This is a genomic window from Actinomycetospora aeridis (assembly GCF_037400275.1).
Taxonomy (GTDB): Bacteria; Actinomycetota; Actinomycetes; order Mycobacteriales; family Pseudonocardiaceae; genus Actinomycetospora; species Actinomycetospora aeridis.
Genome location: NZ_JBBEGL010000004.1, coordinates 438,833 through 461,920 on the forward strand (window position 1 = coordinate 438,833; position 23,088 = coordinate 461,920).

Sequence of the window (23,088 nt, forward strand, 5' to 3'; positions counted from 1 at the left end):
TCAGTAGGCGCCGTCCCCGCGGAACACCGCGGAGACCGTCTTCCACATGATCACCAGGTCCATCGCGGGCGACCAGTTCTCCACGTAGCGCAGGTCCAGGCGGACCGACTCCTCCCAGGACAGGTCGGAGCGACCGCTGACCTGCCAGAGCCCGGTCATGCCGGGGCGCACGAGGAACTTGCGCTTCGCCGCGTCGGTGTAGGCGTCGATCTCGCCGGGCAGCGGCGGGCGCGGCCCGACCAGCGACATCGAGCCACCGATGACGTTCAGCAGCTGCGGGAGCTCGTCGAGCGAGTACCGGCGCAGCAGCTGCCCGATCCGGGTGACGCGGGGGTCCTTGCGGAGCTTGAACAGCGGCCCCGAACCGTCGTTGGTGCCGGCCAGCAGGTCGTCGCGCAGCTTGTCCGCGTCCGGCACCATCGACCGGAACTTGATCATCCGGAACGTCTTGCCGCGCTGCCCGACCCGGGTCTGGCGGTAGAACACCGGGCCGCCGTCCAGCTTGACGATCACGGCGATCGTCGCGAACACCGGCAGCAGCAGGAGCAGGAGCGCCGCGGTGGTGACGCGGTCGAACATCAGCTTGAACACCCGCGGCACGCCCGAGAGGCGCGGCTCGGTGAGGCGCAGCAGCGGCAGGCCGTCGACGGGCGCGACGTGCAGGCGCGGGCCGGCGACCTCCATGAGACCCGGGTCGACGACCAGCTCGGAGCCGGTGCCCTCGAGGTCCCAGGCGAGGCGGTGCAGGCGCTTCGGGCTCCAGCCCGGCGTCGGCGCGACGGCGACGACGCCGTAGCGCCCGCTGCCCACGCTGGTGGACAGGTCGTCCAGGTCGCCGAGGACCGGGACGCCGGCGACGTGGCCCTGCCCCTCCTCGCCGAGTCCGGTCGGCGTGCAGGCCGCGATGACGACCCAGCCCATGTGCGGCACGCGACGGGTGCGCTCGACGAGGTCGCGCACGGCCTGCTCGGTGCCGACGGCGAGCACGGGCAGCATCCCGCGGCCGCGCTTGCGGGCCTGGTGCAGCCAGCGGCGCAGCATGTAGCGCCCCGCCATGGCGGCGAGGCCGGCGACCGGCAGCACGCCGAACACCCAGGGCCGCACCCCGAGACGCTCGATCGCCAGGCCGGCGAGGCCCAGCACGATCGCCGCGGAGACGAACGCGCGGATCAGCCGGCTCCACTCCTCGGAGCCCTGGCCGAGGGTGCGCGGGTCCCAGGCGCGGCAGGCGACGATCGCCAGCGGCACCATGACCGCCACGACCCCCGCGAGCGCCCACGGGTCGGAGCTCTGCGGGCCGGTGCCCTCACCGAAGCCGACGACCGCACCCAGGACGACGCAGACCGCGAGGGTCGCGAGGTCGGACGCGGCCACCGCGAGCGCGAACTTGCGCTGCCAGCTCGTGGCCACCGCCACACTGCCCGGCTGCTCCGGGCCCTCGTCCTCCCAGATGCGCACGAACCCGGGCGCCGTCGGCGCCGGCTCGACGAAGACGGGCCGCTCGGGGTCGCTGTCCATCGCGCCCACCGGACCCATCGTCGGCATCTCGGTCACCGACAGGTCCTGCACCGGTGACTCGGACCGTGCTTCGGACCGTGCCGCGGTGGGCACAGGCGGGTCGACCGGCCCGGCTGCCCCGGTGGGCAGGTCGGTCCGCTCGACCTCGACTCGTCCGTTCCTCACGTGGTCGCCCCCGCGTCCTCGATCGCGCGGGGAGAACGCTCCCCGCGACACCTCGTCGGCTGTGTGGACACCTCTTCGGGACGTAAGACGTCCCGGGGAGCGTCCGGTTGCCTCGGAGGTCGTGCGGATTCCGGCCCGGACCGGGCGCGGCGTCACGGGTGGATCAACGAGTGCTCCGCCGGGGAGGTCACGCCGCCCGGCCGACGGAGGCTGCGCCGGTCGGGTCGGGGCGGGAGCCTAGATGCACCGTCCGTACCCGCTTCCCGGGCTTCGCTGCGCCGACGGGGAGGCCCGTGCCTCGATCGGTGCGCCGGACGGGACCTCCCCGCCGAGACGCCCGTCGCACCGGGTGATGGCGCAGGTCACCACCTCCGTGGCCCGGAGTCCCACACGGGACTCACCCGGCCGGTGGGTATCGTCGGGTCCACCGACCCACAGCACCGGAGCCCGTCGGGCCCCGCAGGGCCGGGTCCGTGCGGCAGGAGAGACCGTCGGTCCCGGGGAGACCCGATCACCCCGAACGAGGAGAGCCGTTGAGGCGCACGCACGTCGCCACCCGAGGCCCGCGCCGGCTGCTCAGCGCCCGGAGCGGTCGGCTGGCCGTCGTGCTGGCCCTCCTGTCGCTCCTGGTGCCGGTCCTCGCCGCGCCGGTCGCCTCGGCGGCCCCGCCGCCGACCGACGAGCGGCCGATCTGGGTCCTGCCCGAGTCCGGCGACATGCTCGCGGGCTTCGGCCGCAGCGACTACGACGAGCAGGACGGCACGCCCCGCCAGGTCCCGGCGCCCGAGGAGCCCGGCCGCCAGGCGATCGAGTTCACCGTCGAGGGCGGCGGGCAGCGCTCGGAGATGCGCCCGCGCATCCCCGACCAGGTCGAGGGCGACGTGCAGTACTACACGTACGGCGCGCAGCTCGCGCCCGACTTCCCCACCGACGCGCGCACCTGGCAGCTGCTCTTCCAGTGGCACCACTACGGCGACTCCGGGTCGCCGCCGGTCGCGGTGGAGGTCCGGGAGAACCGCCTCATGCTCGCGGCCGAGGGCGAGAACCTCACCGACCTCGGGCCTGTGCGCGCCGGCGACCGGGTGGACCTGACCCTGCGCATCGCGTTCTCGCGAGATCCGGACCGCGGCACCGTCGACGTCTGGCGCGACGGGCGCCCCGTGCTCGAGGACTATCGCCCGCCCGGCGGCACGCTGCTCGACGGCGGCAACTACATGAAGGTCGGGCTCTACCGCGACACCGACGTCGACGAGGAGGGGCGCGTCTACCTCGACGACCTCCGGATCGGGCCGAGCCTCGCGTCGGTGCAGCGTCCCGGCTCGGCGTCCTCGTCGATCGAGAACGCCACCGACCCGGGCGAGCAGCCCGCGTCCCCGGCCGACGGCGCGTCCGACGTCGCCCCGTGGATCGCGGCGTTCCTCCTGCTGATCGTCGCCGGCGCGGCCGTGGCGGCCGTCAGCAGGCGCCGCACCCGCCGGTGACCTCGCCGACATCCCCTCGCCGACATCCCTGCTCGGGCGCCCGTGACACCATGAGGACGTCTCGCCGAGGCGAGCGGTCCGCCGTGGTGTAAGGGCAACACCTCGGATTTTGGTTCCGATGATCCTGGTTCGAATCCAGGCGGCGGAGCAATGGCGCCCGACCGGCGGTTGCGTCCCCTGTTCGTGACGCAGCGTCGCGTCCTTAGTATCCGCTTCGCGCGGAACGAGCCGTCGCGACCGACGTCGACGGCCTCCGCCGGAGGGGGACTCCACGATGCAGCACTCGCCGACGGCCGCCCACCAGGTGCCCGCCTACGTCCTCGGCGGCTACGAGTCGGGCATGGCCGTGGTCGGCTCGCTGGGTCGGGCCGGGGTCCCGGTCGTCGCGGTGCTGACCTCGCCGCGCGAGATCACGCGGCACTCGCGGTACGTCGGCGGGAGCGTGACCGTCCCGGACCCCGCCGACCACACCACCGACTACGTCGAGGCCCTGCTGGGCCTCGCCGACAGCCACGGCCCGGGCGTCGTCGTGCCGACCACCGACGAGAGCCTCGAGGCCGTCGCGGCCCACCACGCGACGCTCTCGGCGCGCCACACCGTGGCCTGCCCGCCGGACGCCGTCGCCCAGACCTTCCTCGACAAGCGGATCACCAGCGAGATCGCGGACCGCGTCGGCGTCGAGGCCCCGATCACGGCCGCGCCGGCGTCGTACGACGAGCTCGCGGCTCTCGCCCCGCGCCTGCGCTTCCCGTGCCTGGTCAAGCCCGCCGAGAGCTACCGGTACAACCGGGCGTTCGGCGTGAAGATGAAGCGCGTCCACACCCCCGACGAGCTGCGCACGGCGTGGGGCGAGGCGCACGAGCTGGGGATCGGCACGATGGTCCAGGAGCTCATCCCGGGCCCGGAGACCGGCGGGGTCAACTACAACGTCTACGTCGTCGACGGCGAGCCGCTCGTCGAGATGACCTCCCGCAAGCTGCGGCTGAACCCGCGGGACTTCGGCTACCCGTCCGCGGTGGTCAGCGGCCACGTCCCCGAGGTGGTCGAGCCCGGACGGGCGATCGTCGCCGCGATGGGCATCGAGGGCTTCGCCAACGTCGAGTTCAAGCAGGACGAGCGCGACGGCCGCTACCGGCTCATGGAGGTCAACGGGCGGCCGAACATGTCGGGACGCCTCGCGGTGCGCTGCGGCGTCGACTTCCCCCTGATGACCTACCGCCACCTCGTGCACGGCGAGCGTCCGGTCGCCGCGCCCTGGCGGGAGGGCGTCTACTGGGTCAACGAGTTCAAGGACACCCGCATCCTGGTCGACCGCTGGCGCGACGGGCGCCTGCCGTGGCTGCGCGGCGTGCGGCCCTACTTCGCCCCCCGCGTCCACGGGACGTTCGACGCGCGCGACCCGCGCCCGTTCCTGGCCCGCCTGCGCGACCGCGTCACCATCGAGGACGCCCCGGCGACGGCCGGGTCCGCCGCGCGCTGACGCCCGTCGGGGGCATCAGCTGCGGGGCAGCACCTCGGTGGGGTGCTCGCGCGGGTCGAACACGCGGGGGTCCGGACCGGGGTCGGTGACCCCGGAGTCGGTGATCATGTCGGCGAACGCGTCGACCGCGAGGGCGACGCCGAGCACCACCGCGAGGGCGACGCCGATCGCCCCCAGCGTGTCGGTCGGGTAGTGCACCTCGTCGGCGATCAGCCCCGCGCCGACGGCGACGACGAGCCCCGCGAGGCCGGCCACGGCGAGCAGGCGCAGCGCCCGCGGCAGCACGGTCAGGCCGAGCACCAGCACCCCGCACGCCACGGCGAGCGACGCGACCGAGGTCGTGTGCCCGCTCGGGAAGGCGAGCTCGCCCCCGCGGGTGCGCTCGACGATCGGCTTGAGCACCAGCGACGTCGTCACCATCGCCGTCGGCGGGCCCAGCAGCACGAGGGCGAGACCCCGCCCGCCGCGCAGGCGCCACGCGAGCGGCGCGAGGACGAGCAGCGCCACGGCCACCGGCAGCGGCCCGCCGATGGCGGCGAACCCCTGCGCCACCCCGCGCGCGGCGCCCTGCTGCGCGTCGAGCAGCGCGGTCACCCGCCGGTCGGTGCGCCCCGCGTCGGTGTCGCCGGCGTAGCGCCAGGCCAGGACCGCGGTGACCACCGCCGCGACCACCGCCGTGAGCGCCACGCGGCCGCGGTCCGGGACCCGTACGAGGCGTCCGGAGCGGTCGGCGAGGCGTGTCTGGGAGCCCGACATGGCGGTACAGGATGCCGGATCACCGGGGTGGGTCGAGGAGGCTCCCCGCGACGGGGCAGAGTAGGCGCCGACGGTCGTCGCTGCGTCGACCCCGCGGCCCAGGCCATCGCTCGATCGTCGGAACCGGACCCGTCGGGAGGATCCGGTGATCGAGGAACGCCGGAGGTGGGGCATGCCCGCGGACCACGGCCCCGACAGCGCGAGCACCACGATCATGGCCAGGACGCCGGCGCCCGATCGCCCCGACGCCCGGACCGCGCTGCTCGACCGCACCGGCACCGCCGTCCTCGCCGCGACGCTCGTGCCCTCCCCCGATCCGCACGGCTGCACCGCCGAGCTCGACGCCGTCCTGGCCGCGCCCGAGGCGCGGGCGGGCGGCCCGGGCCTGCGGGCGCTGCTGCTGCGCCAGAGCCTCGTGGCGCGCGTGCTGCTCGCGGCGGAACCGACCGCCCCGACCACCCCGGACCCGGCCGTCGAGGCCCAGCTCGACGAGCTGCTCGACCTCGTCGCGCAGCACGGGCTGTCGCTGTTCGGCGCCGAGGCGCAGATGCTGCGCGCCCGCCGCGCGCTGCTCGCCGGCGACGAGGAGGCGGCGCTCTCCGCGGTGTCGACCGGCCTCGCGCACTTCGAGGAACCGATCCTCGTCGACCACGCGCCCACCGTCGCCGAGCACCGCCACAACGTCTCCTGCTCGCGGCGCCTCGCGGTGAGCACCCTGGTCTCGCTCGGCCTCCACGACCTCGCCGACACCCTCGCCGACGACTCCGAGGCGTCGTCGGGGCACGCACCGGGCGCCTACGACCGCGTGCGGCTCGGGGTGTCGTGGGGCCTGCGCCTCGAGCGCGCGGGACGGCCCGGGGACGATCGCCTCGCCGACGCCCTCGCTGTCGCCGCCGACCTCGCGCCCGTCGCGTCGCCGGCCCAGCGCCCCCTGCTCCTCGCGGCCGAGGTGCTCGCCCGGCCGGGTCGCGGCCCGGCGGCCACCGCGCAGGAGCGCGACCGCGCCCGGCGGGACGCCGCGGCCCTGGGCGGCGACGGCGTGGTGCCCTCCCAGCACGACCGGCTGCTCGTCGAGCTCGCCCGCTCCCGCGCCCTCGAGTGCGCGGGCGACGAGGACGGCGCGGTCGCGGTGCTCGCGGAGCGCCGGGCGTGCCCGCCGCGGGGCGAGCCGAGCCTCATGCTCTCGGTGACCCGGGAGCTCGCGCGGTTGCGCACGCGCGTGGCGACGTCGGGCAGCGCGCGGCGGGCGGCCGAAGCGGCGCTGGGGAACTACGTCGCCGACCTCGAGGCCGAGGTGTGGGCGCTGCACCGGGCGCGGGCGCTGTCGCTGCGCACGGGGCTCGCGCACGACCGCCTGCGCCGCGAGCACGGGCAGGTCACCGCCCTCGCGATGGCCGACCCCCTGACGGGGCTCCCGAACCGCCGGGCGCTCGACCGCCACCTCATGGAGGTGCTCGGGAGACGGGGCGTCGCGGGGCCCGTCACGCCGCCGGCCGTGGCGATGATCGACGTCGACCGCTTCAAGCAGATCAACGACACCGCCTCCCACGCCCGGGGCGACGAGGTCCTGCGCGGGGTCGCGACGGCGTTGCGCTCGTCGTTGCGGGGGCTCGACCTGGTGGCCCGCTACGGCGGTGACGAGTTCGTCGTCGTGCTGCCCGAGACCGCCGTCGCCGACGCGGCCGCGGCGCTGGGCCGGGCGCGGGCGGCGGTGCGGGCGCTCCCCGCGCCCCACGGGTGCGCGGTGACGCTCTCGGTCGGCGTCGTCGCGGCCCGCATCGGGGAGGGGCCCGCGGAGGTGCTGGCCCGCGCCGACGCCGCGATGTACGCCGCGAAGCGCGCCGGGGGCGACGCGGTCGGCACGCCCGACGCGCCCGCCGCCGGGGCGTCCCCGCGGCGCCCCCGGTGAGCGGCCCGGCCGCACGCCCCGCCCGGGCCGCGAGGACGCGGTCGTAGGATCGGGCCGTCGAGCCCCGGACCCGGGGCCGGACCGCGCAGGAGTGGCAGGAGTGGGAGTCACCGAGCCGATGCCGCCCAGTCCGACCAGCAGCCAGACCAACGGCCCGGCCGCCGGCCCGACCGCCGTCGTCGTCCTGGCCGCCGGTGAGGGCACCCGGATGCGTTCGGCGACGCCGAAGGTGCTCCACCCCGTCGGGGGTCGCAGCCTGCTGGGTCACGCGGTCCACGCCGCGGCCGGCACCTCGCCGGAGCACCTGGTCGTCGTGGTCGGGCACGAGCGCGAGCAGGTCGGCACGCACACCCTCGGGCTCGCCGCGGAGCTCGACCGCGAGGTGCTCACCGCCGTGCAGGACCGCCGGCGCGGGACCGGGCACGCGGTCGCCTGCGGCATCGCCCGCCTGCCCGCCGACCTCACGGGCACCGTGCTCGTGTCCTACGGCGACGTCCCGCTGCTCGACACCGCCACCATGCGCGCCCTCGTCGCCGAGCACGCCGACGGCGCCTACGCGGTGACCCTGCTCACTGCCGAGCTGGACGACCCGCGCGGCTACGGCCGGGTCGTGCGCGACGAGCACAACCAGGTCACCGCGATCGTCGAGCACCGCGACGCGACGCTCGAGCAGCTCGCCATCAACGAGGTCAACTCCGGGGTCTACGCCTTCGACCTGCCGTTCCTGCGCGACGCCCTGAGCAGGTTGACCACCGACAACTCCCAGGGCGAGCTCTACCTCACCGACGTGGTCGCCACGGCGGCCTCCGAGGCGCGCGGTGTGGGCGCCGTCGAGACCGCCGACCCGTGGCTGGTCTCCGGCGTCAACGACCGCGTGCAGATGGCCGAGATCGGCACCGAGCTCAACCGCCGCCTGCTGGAGCGCTGGATGCGCGCCGGGGTCACGGTCGTCGACCCGCGCTCGACCTGGGTCGACGTGGGCGTCCGCCTCGAGCGGGACGTCACGCTGCACCCGGGCACGCAGCTGCACGGCAGCACGGTCGTCGCCGAGGGCGCGGCGATCGGCCCGGACACCACGCTCACCGACGTCACCGTCGGCGCGCGGGCCACCGTGGTGCGCACGCACGGCTCGTCGTCGCGGGTCGGCCCCGAGACCTCGGTCGGGCCGTTCGCCTACCTGCGCCCCGGCGTCGAGCTCGACGCCCGCGGCAAGATCGGCACCTTCGTCGAGGTGAAGAACGCCCGGATCGGCGAGGGCAGCAAGGTGCCGCACCTGACCTACGTCGGCGACGCGACCATCGGTGAGGGCAGCAACATCGGGGCGTCCTCGGTGTTCGTCAACTACGACGGGGTGACGAAGCACCGTACGGTCGTGGGGTCGCACGTCCGGACGGGCTCGGACAACACCTTCGTCGCCCCCGTGACGATCGGCGACGGTGCCTACACCGGCGCGGGCACCGTGGTGCGGGAGGACGTCCCGCCCGGGGCGCTCGCGGTGTCCTCGGGCCCCCACCGCAACGTCGAGGGCTGGGTCGTGCGCAAGCGGCCCGGGACGGCGGCGGCCCAGGCGGCCGAGGCCGCGCAGAAGGCGGCGGACGCCGACGAGGCAACGATGCAGGAGGACCCGTGACCGTGAGCATGTCGTCGATCCCGAAGAAGAGCCTCATGCTCTTCTCCGGACGGGCCCACCCCGAGCTGGCGGAGGAGATCGCCAAGGAGCTCGACGTCACGATCACCCCGCAGGCGGCGTACGACTTCGCCAACGGGGAGATCTTCGTCCGCTTCGAGGAGTCGGTCCGCGGCTCCGACGCCTTCGTGATCCAGAGCCACACGGCGCCGATCAATCAGTGGATCATGGAGCAGCTCATCATGATCGACGCCCTCAAGCGGGCGTCGGCCAAGCGGATCACCGCCGTGGTCCCGTTCTACGGCTACGCACGCCAGGACAAGAAGCACCGCGGCCGCGAGCCCATCTCGGCCCGTCTGGTCGCGGACATGCTCAAGACCGCGGGCGCGCACCGGATCATGACGATCGACCTGCACACCGACCAGATCCAGGGCTTCTTCGACGGCCCCGTCGACCACCTGCTGGCCAACAAGGTCCTCGCCGAGCACCTGCGCGACACCTACGCCGACCACGACCTCGCCGTCGTCGCCCCGGACTCGGGTCGCGTGCGCGTCGCGGAGAAGTGGGCGGACATGATGGGCGGCGTCCCGCTGGCCTTCATCCACAAGACCCGCGACAAGACCCGCCCCAACGAGGTGGCCGCCAACCGCGTCGTCGGTGACGTCGCCGGGCGCTGCTGCATCCTCGTCGACGACATGATCGACACCGGCGGGACGATCGCCAAGGCCACCGAGGCCCTGCTCGCCGACGGCGCGTCCGACGTCGTCATCGCCGCCACCCACGGCGTGCTCTCCGGCCCGGCCGTCGAGCGGCTCTCCACCTGCGGGGCGCGCGAGGTCATCGTCACCAACACCCTGCCGATCCCGGACGAGAAGCGCTTCCCGTCGCTCACCGTCCTGTCGATCGCACCGGTCATCGCCCGCGCGGTGCGGGAGGTCTTCGAGGACGGTTCGGTGACGAACCTCTTCGACGGCAACGCCTAGCCTCCCTCCCGTGGGCCTCTGGACCGAGCACGTCGTCCCTCGGCTGGTCGACGTCGCCCTCGGCGGCGAGGACGTCCGTGCGCTGCGGGAACGGGTCGTGTCCCGGGCGCGCGGCGAGGTCGTCGAGCTCGGGTTCGGCAGCGGGCCGACGCTGCCGCTCTACCCGGCGGCGGTGACCTCGGTGCGCGCCGTGGAGCCCTCGGAGGTCGCACGGCGCCGGGGCGCGCGGCGGATCGCCGAGGCGCGGATGCCGGTCGAGCACGTGGGCCTCGACGGCGCGGACCTCGCGCTCCCCGACCGCTGCGCCGACACCGTCGTCAGCACCTTCACGCTCTGCACGATCCCGGACGTCGAGCGCGCGCTGCGCGAGGTCCGCCGGGTCCTGCGCCCCGGCGGGCAGCTGCTGTTCCTCGAGCACGGCCTGTCCCCCGACCCCCGGACCGCCCGCTGGCAGCACCGCCTCGACGGGCTGCAGCAGCGCCTGGCGGGCGGGTGCCACCTCACGCGGCCGATCGACGAGCTCGTCCGCCGCGGCGGGCTGACCGTCACCGACCTCGCCCACGACCGCCTCCGCGCCCCGGGGCCAATGAGCTACCTCTTCCTCGGCGCCGCGACCCCCTGACCCACCCGTCGGCCGGTCGGCGAGATCGCGCCCGCGACGACCCCTGAAGATCACCAGGTCGAAACGCACCTTCCGAGGGCCTCGCGAGGTGCCTTTCCGCCTGCTGATCTCCGGCGCGGTCGCGCCCGCGTCAGGGGCGGCGGGCCAGCATCGAGGCCTGGGGCAGCGCCCGCGCCCGGGACGCCTGTTCCGCGGTGCGGACCACCCGGGCGGTGACGTCGAACCCCGCCGCCTCGAGGAGCGCCGCGACGGCGTCGGGCTGCAGGCGGCGGAAGTCCAGGGAGACGGGGTGCCCGAACGCCTCGTCCTGGTGCGAGACGTCGTCGCCGACCTGGAAGGCGACGAGCAGGTGCCCGCCGGGCCGCAGCACGCGCCGGAACTCGCCGAGGACCGCGGGCAGCTCGGGCGCGGGGACGTGGATCAGCGAGTACCACGCGAGCAGGCCGCCGAGCGAGCCGTCGGGGACGTCGAGGGCCGCCATGTCGCCGACGTCGAACCGGATGCCCGGGTGCTCCCGGCGGGCCAGCGCCACCATCGCCGGCGAGAGGTCCACACCGCGCACCGGGACGCCGAGCGCGTGCAGGTACGCGGCCACCCCACCGGGCCCGCTGCCGGCCTCGAGCACCTCCCCGCCGGCACCCTCGACGAGCTCCGCGAACGCCCCGAGCACCGCCCGGTCGAGCGCCGACCCCGCCAGCTCGTCGCGGAAGTGCTCGGCGTAGGCCTCCGCGATCGCGTCGTAGCCGGCGCGCGTCGACGCCCGGTCGGAAGGCACGGACACACCGTAGGTATCGTGGGCGGCGCACTTCGGCGAGGGTCGGTCCGCACGGGCCGGCCGTGATCGACGCGGTGCGGCCGTCCGGTGCTCCGGGTCGTGGCCGCGCGCGGCGCGCCGACCCGTAGACGACACCGCAGGAGAACGCACCATGGCCGACGAGATCCGCATCGCCGCGGAGACCCGCACCGAGTTCGGCAAGGGCGCCGCGCGTCGCGTGCGTCGCGCCGGCAAGGTCCCCGGCGTGCTGTACGGGCACGGCACCGACCCCGTGCACCTGGCCTTCAACACCGTCGAGTTCGCCGCGGTGCTCCGCGAGAACGGGCGCAACGCCCTGCTCACCATCACCGGCCTGGGCGGACAGGCGCCGATGGCGCTGGCCAAGAGCATCGTGCGCGACCCGATCAAGGGCTTCTTCGAGCACGTCGACCTCGTGCTCGTCCGTCGCGGCGAGAAGGTCCAGGTCGACGTCCGCGTCGTGATCATGGGCGAGGCCGCGTCGGGCACCCTGGTCTTCCAGAACGAGGACACGCTGACCGTCGAGGCCGACGCGACCAACATCCCCGAGGAGATCACGGTCGTCATCGAGGACGCCGAGATCGGCACCCAGTTCCTCGCCGGCGAGATCCGCCTCCCCGACGGCGCCGAGCTGATCTCGGACCCCGAGCTCCTCGTCGTCAACGTCACCGAGGCCCCCACCGAGGAGGCCATGGAGGAGGAGATCGACACCGAGGGCGCGGGTGTCGAGGAGGACGTCTCCGAGGCCGAGGCCGACGAGACCGGCGAGTCGTCCGAGGCCGCCGACGGCGACCAGCCCGCCGAGGGCGGCGACTCGGGGACGTCCGAGTCCTCCGACGAGAGCTGACCGGCAGCCCGTGAGCTCCCCCGCTGCCCGGCCCGACGGCCCCCTGCTGGTCGTCGGGCTGGGCAACCCGGGCCCGGACTACGAGGGCACCCGGCACAACGTCGGGTTCGTCGTCGCCGACGTCCTCGCCGGGCGCCTCGGTGCCCGGTTCTCGCCGCACAAGCGCTCCGGCGCGGACGTGGCCGAGGGCCGGCTCGCCGGCCGCCGCGCGGTGCTCGCCAAGCCCCGCGGCTACATGAACCTCTCGGGCGGCCCGGTCGCCGGCGCCGCCCGCTTCTTCTCGGTCGACCCGACCGACGTGATCGTCGTCCACGACGACCTCGACCTCGAGTTCGGCGTCGTGCGCCTCAAGCGCGGCGGCGGCGAGGGCGGCCACAACGGCCTGCGCTCCATCTCGAAGTCGCTGGCCACCAAGGACTACCTGCGCGTGCGCTTCGGCATCGGCCGCCCGCCGGGACGCCAGGACCCCGCCGACTACGTGCTCAAGCGCTGGTCGGCGGCCGAGCGCAAGGAGCTCGACGTGTCGGTCGAGCTGGCTGCGGACGCCGTCGAGGCGCTGGCCACCGAGGGCCTCGAACCGGCCCAGAACCGCATCCATTAGCTCCGCAGGTACGCGAGCACCGCGAGGACACGGCGGTTGTCGTCGGGCGCCGCGTGCAGGCCGAGCTTGACGAACGCCGAGCGCGCGTAGGCCTCCACCGTCTTCTCCGACAGGTGCAGGCGCTCGCCGATCCCGTGGTTGGAGCGGCCCTCGGCCATCACCGCCAGGACGTCGCGCTCGCGCTCCGACAGCGCCTCGAGCGGATCGCGGACGCGGCGCCGGCCGACGAGCTGGGCCACCACCGACGGGTCGACGACGACCCCGCCCGCGGCCACGCGACGCAGGGCGTCGGTGAGCTCCTCGACGTCGGCGACGCGCTCCTTGAGCAGGTACCCCGCTCCACCGCTGTCGGACTCCACGAGGGCCAGCGCGTAGTGCGGCTCCACGTGCGCCGAGAGCACCAGCACCCCGATCCCGGGGTGCTCGGACGCGAGGGTGCGGGCCGCGTCGAGGCCCTCGGTGGTGTGCGTCGGCGGCATCCGGATGTCGACGACGACGGCGTCCGGCGGGTCGGCGCGCACCGCTGCCAGCAGGGCCTCGGCGTCGCCGACCTCCGCGATCACCTCCATGCCCTGCTCGGCGATCAGGCGCGCGACGCCCCCACGGAAGAGCGCCGCGTCGTCGGCCACGATCACCCGCACGGCACGCTCGCCGTCACCCGCGTCCCGCGCCCGCTCGGGCTCGACACCTCCAGCCGGCCACCCAGCGCGGCGACCCGGTCGGCGAGCCCCCGCAGCCCCGAACCGTCCGCGTCCGCGCCGCCGACGCCGTCGTCGACCACCTCGACCCGCAGCCCGACCCCGTCCGGCACGACGCTGACCTCGACCTTCGCCGCCGCCGCATGCTTCGCCGCGTTGGTCAGGGCCTCGGAGACGACGAAGTAGCAGGTCCGCTCCACCGTCTCCGGCGGGCGCTCCGGCGGCACGGCGGCGAGCACGACCGGCAGGGGCGCGCGCTCCGCGAGCGAGAGCAGCGCCGGGCCCAGGCCGCCGTCGGTCAGCAGCGGCGGGTAGATGCCGCGGGCGAGCTCGCGGAGCTCGGCGAGCGCGGCCGTCAGCTCGTCGGACGCCTCGGCGAGCAGGGCGTCGACCTCCCCCGACGACCGGCCGCGCGCCAGCCTCAGCGCCAGCCCCACCGCGACGAGACGCTGCTGCGCGCCGTCGTGCAGGTCGCGCTCCACCCGGCGCCGGGCACCGTCGGCGGCCTCGACGAGCCGGGCCCGCGACGCGCGGACCTCCCGCAGCTGGTGGCGGACCTCGGCGTGCAGGCGCTCGTTCTCCAGCGCGAGGCCGGCGCCCGCGGCGACCGCCTCGACGAGGTCCGGCTCGGCGGTCAGCGCGGGGTCGTGCAGCAGCGCCGCGATCGGCTCGCCCTCGCGCTCGAGGAACGTGACGGCCCGCCCGCCCACCTCGACGCGCTCCCCCGCCGCGTCGACGAACTCGTCCGTGCCCGGGCGGCGGTGGACCAGCTCGACCGACGGGTCGTGCAGCGTCCGCGCGACCACCGAGCGCAGGCGCTCGGGCACCGCCGGACCCCCGCCGAGCTCGACGACGAGCCGCCCGATCCCGGAGCGGTCGAGCCTGCTGCGCAGCAGCCCCAGCAGCAGGGCCGCGGGCCAGACGACGAGGACCACCTGCGCGGACCACGCCAGCCACACCCCGGCCGACGGGGGCAGGAGCAGCAGGATCGCGGTGCGCTCGACCAGCAGGGTGGCGACGACGACCGTGCCGCCGACCAGCCCCGGCGTCAGCGCGCGCCGCGCCGCGGCCCCCGCGGCGCGCCACCGCGTCCACACGGACACGAGCACGGACACGAGCAGCACGACGACCACGGCCTGCACGGCGAGGTCGACGACGTCCGGGCGGAACTCGCCGCCCGAGGGCGTGATCACCAGGCCGTTGGGCGGCGGGCCGTCACCCCGCCCGCGGCGTGCCCCGATCGCCAGGAAGACCGCGTCCAGCGGCACCGAGAGCAGCCAGCCGATCCCGACGAGGACGCGCTGGCCTGCGCTCTCGGTCCGCCCCGTCGGGAAGGTGACGAGCAGCTGCACGAACACGCTGAGCGCCACCGAGCCGAGGAGCACGCCGACGACGAACGCCGGGGTCGTGTCGACGGCGACGACGAACCGCGCGAGCCAGGCGAACCCGAACACCACCATGAGCAGGCCCGTGCGGCTGTCGGGGCGGCGGCGCCGCGCGACGAGGCCGACGCCGACGAACGACCAGGCCACCGCCAGGGAGAGCACGAGCGTCGGGGCGACCAGCTCGGCCGGGACCGTGTAGCCGCCACGGACCAGGGCGACCGACGCAGCGGCGCCCGCGAGGACGGCCGCGACCGGCACCAGGCGCGTCGTCACGGCCGGTCCCCCAGGACCCGCCGCAGCGCGTCCCCCGACAGGTCGTCCTTCGCGATGAACCCGCGTGCCGGGCTGGAGTCGACGCGCGGGCCGTAGTCGTCGCGGGCACGGCTGGACACGAGCACGACGACGGGAGCCGCCTCGTCGCCCGCCAGCACCTCGGCCACACCGAAACCGTCGAGGTCCGGGAGCCGGATGTCCAGCAGCACGACGTCGGGCGCGAGCGACCGGACGGCGTCGAACGCGTCGGCGGCGTCGCCCGCCTCGCCGACGACGTCGAAGCCGTCCGCGACGAGCAGGCGGCGGGCGAGCGAGCGGAACGACGCATGGTCGTCGACGATCAGCACGCGGTCGGTCACGCTCCGGACGCTCGCACCGGGGCGAGCCGCGCCACTACGGGGACAACCCTGCCGCCCGCGAGGGATGTCCTGCTGGTCGGGTCCCGGCGCCGCGCGGACGCTTCCGGGGCATGACGCTCATCCGCCGCCATCCCCTCGTCACGTTCTTCGCCCTGACCTACGTGATCGCGTGGGCCTTCCTGCCGTTCGGGTCCTTCGGGGCGTTCGCACCGCTCGTCGCGGCCCTGGTGGTCGTCCCGGTCACGCAGGGCGTCGCGGGCCTGCGCGAGCTCGGGAGGCGGCTCGTGCGCTGGCGCGTCCCCTGGTGGTGCTGGGCGCTCGCGATCGCGGTGCCGCTCGCCGTGCACGTGCTCGCGGCCGTGCTCGGCGACCCGTCCCCGCTCCTGGTCGCCTCCTGGGGCGACGTCCTGCTCGTGTTCCTGCTCCGCCTCGTGGACCCGACGGACGGGGCGCTCGGCGAGGAGCCCGGCTGGCGCGGGTTCGCGCTGCCCGGGATGCAGGCGCGGCTCTCGCCGCTCGCCGCGACCGCGATCCTCGCCGTGCTGATCACCGTCTGGCACCTCCCGCTCGTGCTCCTCGCCGAGGGCGACCGCGCGACCACGCTCATCGGCATGATCGTCGGGACGGTGGGCGTCACGTTCTGGTACTCGTGGCTGTTCGACCACACCGGCGGCAGCGTCCTGCTGGTCGTCGTGGCCCACGCTGTCGAGGGCGCGATCCAGGACGACACCGTCCTGTACTTCACCCTCTGGCTGGCCCTCGCGGTCGTCCTCGTCGTCGTCGACCTCAAGGCCTGGCTCGGCCGCGCGCCGACGGCCGCGACGACGGACCTGTCCCGTGCCCGGACGGGGGTGCTGCGATGAGCGCCGAGACCACCGGGACCACCGCGACCACCACCGAGGGCCGCGTCGCTCGCCTCTTCGGCCTCTCCGGCGACCGCTGGATGCGCCACGCCAACCCCTGGAGCGTCTGGACCCGCTTCGCCGTGCTGCCGCTGCTCGCCCTCGCCGCCTGGAGCCGCGTGTGGATCGGCTGGTGGGCGCTGCTCGCCGCCGCGGTCGTCGTGGTGTTCACGGTGGTCAACCCGCTGCTGTTCGCGCCCCCGCGCTCGACGCGGCACTGGGCGTCGAAGGCGGTGTTCGGCGAGCGGATCGTGTCGGAGAAGGGAGCGGAGAAGGGAGCCATTCCGGAACAGTTCGCGGGGTCGCGGGTGCCGGTGGTGACGTCGTCGCTGCAGGTGGTCGCGCTCGCCGCGCTCGTCGTCGGCCTGGTCCGGCTCGACCTGCTGCTCGCCGTCACCGGCGTGCTCTTCTGCCAGTGCGCCAAGGCCTGGTACCTCGATCGCACCGTGCTGCTCTTCGAGGACATGAAGACCCGCGATCCCCACTACGCAGCCTGGGAGTACTGATGGACGACCTCCTGCTCGCCCGCCTCGCCGGCCCGATCGCGATCCTCGCCGGTGCGCTGCTCGTGCTCACCGACCTCGGCCGGCTGGTCGCCGGCCGGGACGTCGCCGACATCGCCGGCGACCCGCTGACGATCCTCGCCAACGCCGGTTTCGCGGTGGCGTTCGCGGTGCTCGCCGTCGCGCCGGTGGCGGTCTACCTGCGCGACGCCCGGGCCCTCGGGTCCCTCGGCGCGGTGGCGACGGTCGTCGCCCTCGTCGGGACCTCGCAGTTCGGCGGCAACATGTGGTTCGACGGCTTCGCCGCGCCGTGGCTCGCCGCCGTGGCGCCCGGGGTGTTCGCGACCGACCGCTCGGCGCTGCTGGTCGTCGGCGCGCTCGCCGGCTACGTGCTCTTCGGCCTGGGCTGGGCGCTCTACGGGACGGCGCTGCTGCGCGCCCGGGTACACCCGCGGGCGGTGGGCGTGGCGTTCGTGGTCAGCGGCGTGCTCTCGCTGGGCGCGGGGGCGGCCGGGTTCGCCTGCCCGCTCGGGCTGACGGTGGCCGTGCTGGGGTGGCGGCTCAGTCGACCGCGTTCTCCAGCCACGCCTCCTCCAGCTGCTCGCGCTCGGTGAGCAGCGCGCGGAGCTCGGCGTCGAGCGCCAGGAGCCGGTCGGGCTCGGTGGCCGCGGCGGCGAGCTTCTCGTGCAGCCTCGTCTCCTCCGTCGCGATCTTCTCGAGGCGCCGCTCGATGCGCGCGACCTCCTTGCGCGCGGCGCGCCGCTCCGCCTCGGAGCGCCCGCCCGGTTCCGACCGAAGGGCACCTTCGCTCGATCTACCCGAGCGAAGGTGCCCTTCGGTCGACTCGGGCAGGGCCGCGCGGCGGCGCAGGTACTCCTCGATGCCGCCCGGCAGGTCGGTGATCTTCCCGTCGCCGAAGAGCGCGACGGCGCGGTCGCAGACGCGCTCGGTCAGGTAGCGGTCGTGGCTGACGACGACGAGCGTGCCCGGCCAGCCGTCGAGGAGGTCCTCGAGCTGCTGGAGGGTGTCGACGTCGAGGTCGTTGGTGGGCTCGTCGAGCAGCAGGACGTTCGGCTCGGTCATGAGCAGGCGCACGAGCTGCAGGCGCCGCCGCTCACCGCCGGAGAGCTCGGAGACCGGCGTCCACTGCCGCGAGGCCGGGAAGCCGAAACGCTCCGCGAGCTGCGAGGCCGTCTGCTCGTAGCGCCCGATCGTCACGCGCTCGGCGATGTCCTCGACGGCCTGCAGCACGCGGCGGTGCAGCGGCAGGTCCGAGAGGTCCTGCGAGAGGTGCGCGAGGCGGACCGTCGTGCCCTGCACGCGCTTCCCGCCGTCGAGGGGACGCTCCCCGGCGACCGCGCGCAGCAGCGTCGTCTTGCCCGAGCCGTTGACGCCGACGATGCCGATGCGGTCGCCCGGCCCGATGCGCCAGGTCTGGCGGTTGACGAGCGTTCTCTGTTCTCCACCTTCTCGGCCGCCGACGGTCAGCGTCGCGTCCTCCAGCTCGACGACCGTGCGCCCGAGACGGTGCTTGGCCATCGTGACGAGCTCGACGGTGTCGCGGGGCTCGGGCACGTCGGCGATCAGCGCCTCGGCCGCCTCGACGCGGTAGCGGGGCTTGGAGGTGCGCGCCTGCGGGCCGCGCCGCAGCCACGCGAGCTCCTTGCGGGCGAGGTTGCGCCGGCGCTGCTCGGCGGCGTCGGCGAGGCGTGCCCGCTCCGCCCGCGCGAAGATCCAGTCGCCGTACCCGCCCTCGTACTGCTCGACGTGGCCGTCGACGACCTCCCACGTGCGCGAGGCGACGGTGTCGAGGAACCAGCGGTCGTGGGTGACGACGACGAGCGCGGTCCGGCGGGCGATCAGGTGCTCGGCGAGCCAGCCGACACCCTCGACGTCGAGGTGGTTGGTGGGCTCGTCGAGGACGAGCAGGTCGAGGTCGCGGACCAGGGCGGCGCACAGCGCGATCCGCTGGCGCTCGCCGCCGGACAGGCCCTCGACCGACGTGTCGAGCCCCCGGTCGCCGCCCGGGCGCAGACCCTCGACGACGGCGCGGCTGCGCGGGTCGGCGGCCCACTCGTGGTCGGGCACGGCGCCCCCCAGCACGGCCTCGCGCACGGTGCTGCCGGACAGCTGCGTCTGCTGGGACACCAGCGCCATCCGCAGGCCCCGTACCGGGCTCACCCGCCCGCCGTCCGGGGTCAGCGCCCCCGCGAGCACCGAGATCAGCGTCGACTTCCCACCGCCGTTGCGGCCCACGACACCGATCCGGTCGCCGGTGTCGACGCCGAGCGAGACGCCGTCGAGGACCGGCTTGGGGCCGCCGAAGCCGATCGACACCGACTCCAGGTTGACGAGGTTGGGCACGGTGCTCTTTCTCCGGTCTCTCCAGGGAGCGCGAACGCGGACTTCGCGCGCATAGAAGCAGCGAACAGCACGTTCGCTGCGCATGGGGGCGAGCGAGGGGGCGAGCGAGGGGGCGAGCGCGAGGGGGCGGGCGTCAGGCGTAGGCGCCGGGGCCCGGGTCGGGGCGGGGTGGGGGTGGGCCGGGCGGGCCGGGGGGTCCGTCGCCGTCGACCACCCGGGCGCCGGGCACGGGGCCGTGGGCGACGCGCACGGTGCGGCACACCCCGGCGCCGGCGAGCTCGGCGGCCACGCGGACCGCGGCGTCCGCGCCGTCGCAGAGGAACACGCAGGTCGGCCCGGAGCCGGACACGACGCCGGCGAGCGCGCCCGCGTCGACCCCGGCGCGCAGCGTGCGGCGCAGCCCCGGGTCGAGGCTCACCGCCGCCGCCTGCAGGTCGTTACCGAGCAGCAGCGCGAGCGAGCGGGCCTCGCCGGACGCGAGCGCCTCGAGCACGGGCTCGACGTCCCCGACCCGGCGCGGCGCCTCGGGCCGGGCGCGCAGGCGGTCGAGCTCGCCGAACACCGTCGGGGTCGACAGGCCGTGGTCGGCGACCGCCACCACCCAGTGGAACGTGTGCCGCGACAGCACGGACACCAGCCGCTCGCCGCGGCCGGTGCCGAGCGCGGTGCCGCCGTGCAGCGCGAACGCGACGTCGGAGCCGACCTCGGCGGCCACCTCCATGAGCTCGTCGCGGCCCATCTCGAGGCGCCAGAGGCCCGCGGCGGCCAGCAGCGCACCGGCGGCGTCGGCGCTGCCGCCCGCCATGCCCCCGGCCACCGGGATGGCCTTGCGCAGCCCGATCCGGACGTCGGGCTTGCGGTCGGCGCGCCGGGCCAGCGCCTCGACGGCACGCCAGGCGAGGTTGCTGGCGTCGTCGGGGACCTCGGAGACGTCGACGCCGTCGACCGCGGAGACCACCACCCCGGGCTCGATCGCGCCCGCCACCGCCCGGGTCACGCTGACCTCGTCGACGATGCTCAGCGCCTGGAAGACGGTGACGAGGTCGTGGTAGCCGTCGGGACGCAGATCGCCCACGGCCAGGTGGAGATTGATCTTGGCCGGGACGCGGACGGTGACCGGCGGTCCGACGGCGGAGAGCACCTGTCCAGGGTACGGACCGCCTCCGTTCGCGCTCAGGGCGTCACGGCGTCCGGCGCCACACCCGTCGCGGGCCGGTGGCGGGCGCGCGCGATCGCCGTGAACGCCGCCACGTCGAGCGCCTCCCCGCGGGCACCCGGATCGACCCCGGCCGCGCGCAGGACGGCCTCCGCGGCCGGTGGCGAGCCGGCCCAGCCGGCCAGCGCCGCCCGCAGCGACTTGCGCCGCTGCGCGAACGCGGCGTCGACGACGGCGAACACCTCGGCCCGGTCCACGTCGGGCGCCGCTGCGGGCGGGGTGTGGCGGGTGAACGCCACCAGCCCCGAGTCGACGCCGGGCACCGGCCAGAACACCGCGCGCGGCACCGGCCCGGCCCGCCGCGCGTCGGCGTACCAGGCGAGCTTCACCGACGGGGCGCCGTAGGCCTTCTCGCCGGGGCGGGCGGCCAGGCGGTCGGCGACCTCGGCCTGCACCATCACCAGCCCCCGCTGCAGGTCCGGCAGCACCGCGAGCAGGTGCAGCACCACGGGCACGGCCACGTTGTAGGGCAGGTTGGCGACGAGGACGTCGGGGGCGCGCGGCAGGTCGCCCGGTCGCACGTCCCGCGCCGCGAGCCGCAGGGCGTCCGCCGTGACGATCCGCAGGTCGCGCCCCGGGGCGCGCTCGGCCGCCGTGGCCGGGAGCCGGTCGGCCAGCACGGGGTCGATCTCGACGGCGACGACACCCGCCGCCGCCTCCAGCAGGGGCAGCGTCAGCGAGCCGAGCCCGGGACCGACCTCGAGCACCACGTCGTCCGGACCCACCCCCGCGAGGCGGACGATGCGGCGCACGGTGTTGGCGTCGTGGACGAAGTTCTGTCCCAGGCGCTTCGTCGGGCGCAGACCCAGCTCCGCCGCGAGCGCCCGCACGTCGGCGGGCCCGAGCAGGCGGACCGGTGCGGGAGCGCTCACCCCGGCGATTCTGCCCGTCGGGGTGGCGACGCTCCGGCGGGGACTACTTGCGGCCGCAGACCGGCCAGGCGCCGTAGCCGCCGCGGTCGTCACGGACGCGCTCGGCGACGGCGATCTGCTCCTCGCGCGTGGCCTGGTGCGGCAGCGAGGCGTACTGGCCGCCGCCGTAGGCGCGCCAGGTCGAGCGGTCGAACTGCAGGCCGCCGTAGTAGCCGTTGCCCGTGTTGATCGACCAGTCGCCGGTCGCCTCGCACTGGGCGATGCGGTCCCACTTGCCGCGCCCGACCGAGGGCGCCTCGTTCTTCGGCTTGGTGCCGCGGTGGATCACGCCGCCGACCGGCTGGCGCGTCACCTGCGACTCACCGACCTGCGTGCGGCCGGTCTCCGCGCCGTTGGTGGCGTTGACCGTCCAGGTGACGATCTCCTCGCCGGCCTGGCCGGGCTCCTCGACGCGGGTCTCGCCCTGCTCGAGGTCCGGGTCGTCGACGGTGCGCATCGGTGGCGCGACCGGACGGGTCTCGGTGACCTGGTTCACCGTGTTGCGGGTGACGGTGACCGTCGAGCCGTTGGTGAGGCCGTCGCCGCCCGCGAGCACGTCGGTCGGGCTGAGGGCCGCCAGGCCGTTCTGCGCGAGCAGCTCCGGGCCGGTGAGGGCGGTCGTCGTGACCTGGCGGGGCGCGGCGCCGCCGTCGACGATCGTGACCGTCTTCGGGGTGCGGACGTCCAGGTTCATCCCGTTGACCGGGATGTTGGCGTTCATCGGCGCCGAGCTGGCGAGACCGTCGATCGGCAGGCCGAGCTGGGCCAGCGCGTCCGACACGGTGCGCGCCGTCGTCTGGAACGTCTGGGGGCGGCCGTCGACCATCAGCGCGATGTCGCGCGAGCGGTTGATGACGAGGTGGTCGCCGTCGTGGACGTCGGCGTTCGGGCCGGGGGCGAGCTGGTCGCCCGGGCCGATCTCGATGTCGCCGCTGTCGAGGGCGCCCGCGACGTCGCCGGAGAAGGTGTGGACGACCTGGTCGACACCGTCGACCGTGACCGTCACCTCCTTGTCCAGCGCGACCGCGGTGCTGCCGCCCGCGGCGACCGCGAGCAGGGCCACGGCGACGCCGCCCTTGACGGCGTTCGAGCGCCGCTTGGTGTCGGGCGCCAGGCGCTCCGGGTCGTCGAACGCGGTGAGCCCGGCCGGCGCGGCGGCGGTGAGGTCACCGTGCGGGTCCGCGTCCTCCACCAGGTCCTGCTCGCCGGTGAACGACTCGAGGTCGTTCCACTCGTCGAGGTCGGTGAGGGCGATGGGGCCGCTCGCGCCGTTCGCGGTCTGCGTGGGCAGCGGGCCGGTGATGTCGTCGAACCAGGACGGGGCCCGGTCGTCGACGCCGCGCGCGCCGTAGGCGGTGTCGTAGCCGAACTCGTGGGCGGCGTCGTAGCCGTAGTCCGACGCGTACTCGGTGGCGTACTCCTGCCCGTAGCCGTAGCCGTAGCCGTCGTGCGGGACGACCGGGAGGCCGGCGGTGTCGGTCTCGCCGGTGTCGGCGTAGCCGGCGCGGCCGCGGCTGGTGGCGGTGTCCGCGCTCATCGTCCGGCTCCGGCGGGGAGCGCAGCAACCACAGGAAGCGCCGGGAGCACGAGGGCCCTCAGGGCGAGCAGGGAGCGCACAGGGGAGTCCACTTCTGTCGTACATCCGGGCAGGAACCGCGCCCTGGGAGTCCGTCACGACCTCGTGGCGTCCTCCCT

21 protein-coding genes and 1 tRNA gene are annotated in these 23,088 nt (G+C 75.3%); 12 read left to right on the plus strand and 10 right to left on the minus strand.

Annotated features, from left to right (window positions below):
* Positions 1-1,545 carry a sugar transferase gene (locus WCD41_RS16710; protein ID WP_337714873.1) on the minus strand — a complete coding sequence of 515 codons (1,545 nt, stop codon included), beginning with the start codon at positions 1,543-1,545 and terminating at the stop codon, positions 1-3.
* Positions 1,546-2,216: 671 nt separating this feature from the next.
* On the opposite strand from WCD41_RS16710, the gene WCD41_RS16715 reads away from it, so the two are divergent.
* From WCD41_RS16715 to WCD41_RS16725, 3 genes are all read left to right on the plus strand, one after another.
* Positions 2,217-3,164 (plus strand): polysaccharide lyase family 20 protein, encoded by a 948-nt coding sequence (locus WCD41_RS16715; protein ID WP_337714597.1) that lies wholly within the window; start codon positions 2,217-2,219, stop codon positions 3,162-3,164.
* Between the two features lie 77 nt (positions 3,165-3,241).
* Positions 3,242-3,312 (plus strand) — tRNA-Gln (locus WCD41_RS16720).
* A gap of 126 nt (positions 3,313-3,438) precedes the next feature.
* Positions 3,439-4,644 (plus strand): carboxylate--amine ligase, encoded by a 1,206-nt coding sequence (locus WCD41_RS16725; protein ID WP_337714598.1) that lies wholly within the window; start codon positions 3,439-3,441, stop codon positions 4,642-4,644.
* A gap of 15 nt (positions 4,645-4,659) precedes the next feature.
* Here WCD41_RS16725 and WCD41_RS16730 read toward each other — a convergent pair whose 3' ends face one another.
* On the minus strand, positions 4,660-5,400 hold the full coding sequence (locus WCD41_RS16730; protein ID WP_337714599.1) for a phosphatase PAP2 family protein: 741 nt from the start codon (positions 5,398-5,400) through the stop codon (positions 4,660-4,662).
* 172 nt (positions 5,401-5,572) lie between these two features.
* On the opposite strand from WCD41_RS16730, the gene WCD41_RS16735 reads away from it, so the two are divergent.
* The 4 genes from WCD41_RS16735 (at position 5,573) to WCD41_RS16750 (ending at position 10,541) form a co-directional block, all read left to right on the plus strand.
* Positions 5,573-7,309 (plus strand): GGDEF domain-containing protein, encoded by a 1,737-nt coding sequence (locus WCD41_RS16735; RefSeq protein WP_337714600.1) that lies wholly within the window; start codon positions 5,573-5,575, stop codon positions 7,307-7,309.
* 118 nt (positions 7,310-7,427) lie between these two features.
* On the plus strand, positions 7,428-8,939 hold the full coding sequence (glmU, locus tag WCD41_RS16740) for a bifunctional UDP-N-acetylglucosamine diphosphorylase/glucosamine-1-phosphate N-acetyltransferase GlmU (RefSeq protein ID WP_337714601.1): 1,512 nt from the start codon (positions 7,428-7,430) through the stop codon (positions 8,937-8,939).
* An 8-nt stretch (positions 8,940-8,947) separates the two neighbouring features.
* Positions 8,948-9,919, plus strand: coding sequence for a ribose-phosphate diphosphokinase (locus WCD41_RS16745; RefSeq protein WP_337714875.1), 972 nt, complete (start codon positions 8,948-8,950; stop codon positions 9,917-9,919).
* A gap of 10 nt (positions 9,920-9,929) precedes the next feature.
* A complete protein-coding gene (locus tag WCD41_RS16750) occupies positions 9,930-10,541 on the plus strand; it encodes a class I SAM-dependent methyltransferase (protein WP_337714602.1) in 612 nt (203 codons plus the stop codon).
* Between the two features lie 130 nt (positions 10,542-10,671).
* Here the strand turns inward: WCD41_RS16750 and WCD41_RS16755 are convergent, their stop codons facing one another.
* On the minus strand, positions 10,672-11,316 hold the full coding sequence (locus WCD41_RS16755; protein ID WP_337714603.1) for a class I SAM-dependent DNA methyltransferase: 645 nt from the start codon (positions 11,314-11,316) through the stop codon (positions 10,672-10,674).
* A gap of 151 nt (positions 11,317-11,467) precedes the next feature.
* Between WCD41_RS16755 and WCD41_RS16760 the strand changes: the two genes are divergently transcribed.
* Together WCD41_RS16760 and pth are read left to right on the plus strand one after the other, a co-directional pair.
* The gene (locus WCD41_RS16760; protein WP_337714604.1) at positions 11,468-12,181 is read left to right on the plus strand and encodes a 50S ribosomal protein L25/general stress protein Ctc; all 714 of its coding nucleotides are present in this window, start codon (positions 11,468-11,470) and stop codon (positions 12,179-12,181) included.
* Between the two features lie 10 nt (positions 12,182-12,191).
* Positions 12,192-12,782, plus strand: coding sequence for an aminoacyl-tRNA hydrolase (pth, locus tag WCD41_RS16765; protein WP_337714605.1), 591 nt, complete (start codon positions 12,192-12,194; stop codon positions 12,780-12,782).
* Here the strand turns inward: pth and WCD41_RS16770 are convergent.
* The 3 genes from WCD41_RS16770 to WCD41_RS16780 are packed head-to-tail and all read right to left on the minus strand — an operon-like array spanning position 12,779 to position 15,497.
* Complete coding sequence (locus WCD41_RS16770; protein ID WP_337714606.1) at positions 12,779-13,423, minus strand: response regulator transcription factor; 645 nt, start codon at positions 13,421-13,423, stop codon at positions 12,779-12,781. The genes pth and WCD41_RS16770 overlap by 4 nt on opposite strands.
* Positions 13,414-15,138 carry a sensor histidine kinase gene (locus tag WCD41_RS16775; RefSeq protein WP_337714607.1) on the minus strand — a complete coding sequence of 575 codons (1,725 nt, stop codon included), beginning with the start codon at positions 15,136-15,138 and terminating at the stop codon, positions 13,414-13,416. Before WCD41_RS16775 ends, WCD41_RS16770 begins: the two co-directional genes overlap by 10 nt.
* Positions 15,135-15,497: an ANTAR domain-containing response regulator gene (locus WCD41_RS16780; protein ID WP_337714608.1), complete on the minus strand. Its 363-nt coding sequence runs from the start codon at positions 15,495-15,497 to the stop codon at positions 15,135-15,137. The genes WCD41_RS16775 and WCD41_RS16780 overlap by 4 nt, the downstream gene beginning before the upstream one ends.
* 110 nt (positions 15,498-15,607) lie before the next feature.
* Between WCD41_RS16780 and WCD41_RS16785 the strand changes: the two genes are divergently transcribed.
* The 3 genes from WCD41_RS16785 to WCD41_RS16795 are packed head-to-tail and all read left to right on the plus strand — an operon-like array spanning position 15,608 to position 17,516.
* Positions 15,608-16,360 (plus strand): CPBP family intramembrane glutamic endopeptidase, encoded by a 753-nt coding sequence (locus WCD41_RS16785; protein WP_337714609.1) that lies wholly within the window; start codon positions 15,608-15,610, stop codon positions 16,358-16,360.
* Positions 16,357-16,905 carry a DUF6653 family protein gene (locus tag WCD41_RS16790; RefSeq protein ID WP_337714610.1) on the plus strand — a complete coding sequence of 183 codons (549 nt, stop codon included), beginning with the start codon at positions 16,357-16,359 and terminating at the stop codon, positions 16,903-16,905. The genes WCD41_RS16785 and WCD41_RS16790 overlap by 4 nt, the downstream gene beginning before the upstream one ends.
* A complete protein-coding gene (locus WCD41_RS16795) occupies positions 16,905-17,516 on the plus strand; it encodes a hypothetical protein (RefSeq protein ID WP_337714611.1) in 612 nt (203 codons plus the stop codon). Before WCD41_RS16790 ends, WCD41_RS16795 begins: the two co-directional genes overlap by 1 nt.
* Here WCD41_RS16795 and WCD41_RS16800 read toward each other — a convergent pair.
* From WCD41_RS16800 to WCD41_RS16815, 4 genes are all read right to left on the minus strand, one after another.
* Complete coding sequence (locus WCD41_RS16800; RefSeq protein ID WP_337714612.1) at positions 17,464-19,266, minus strand: ABC-F family ATP-binding cassette domain-containing protein; 1,803 nt, start codon at positions 19,264-19,266, stop codon at positions 17,464-17,466. The genes WCD41_RS16795 and WCD41_RS16800 overlap by 53 nt on opposite strands.
* A gap of 133 nt (positions 19,267-19,399) precedes the next feature.
* Positions 19,400-20,407: a 4-(cytidine 5'-diphospho)-2-C-methyl-D-erythritol kinase gene (locus WCD41_RS16805; protein WP_337714613.1), complete on the minus strand. Its 1,008-nt coding sequence runs from the start codon at positions 20,405-20,407 to the stop codon at positions 19,400-19,402.
* Positions 20,408-20,439: 32 nt separating this feature from the next.
* Complete coding sequence (rsmA, locus tag WCD41_RS16810) at positions 20,440-21,354, minus strand: 16S rRNA (adenine(1518)-N(6)/adenine(1519)-N(6))-dimethyltransferase RsmA (RefSeq protein ID WP_337714614.1); 915 nt, start codon at positions 21,352-21,354, stop codon at positions 20,440-20,442.
* A gap of 43 nt (positions 21,355-21,397) precedes the next feature.
* Complete coding sequence (locus WCD41_RS16815; RefSeq protein ID WP_337714615.1) at positions 21,398-22,930, minus strand: resuscitation-promoting factor; 1,533 nt, start codon at positions 22,928-22,930, stop codon at positions 21,398-21,400.
* Between the last annotated feature and the right edge of the window lie 158 nt (positions 22,931-23,088).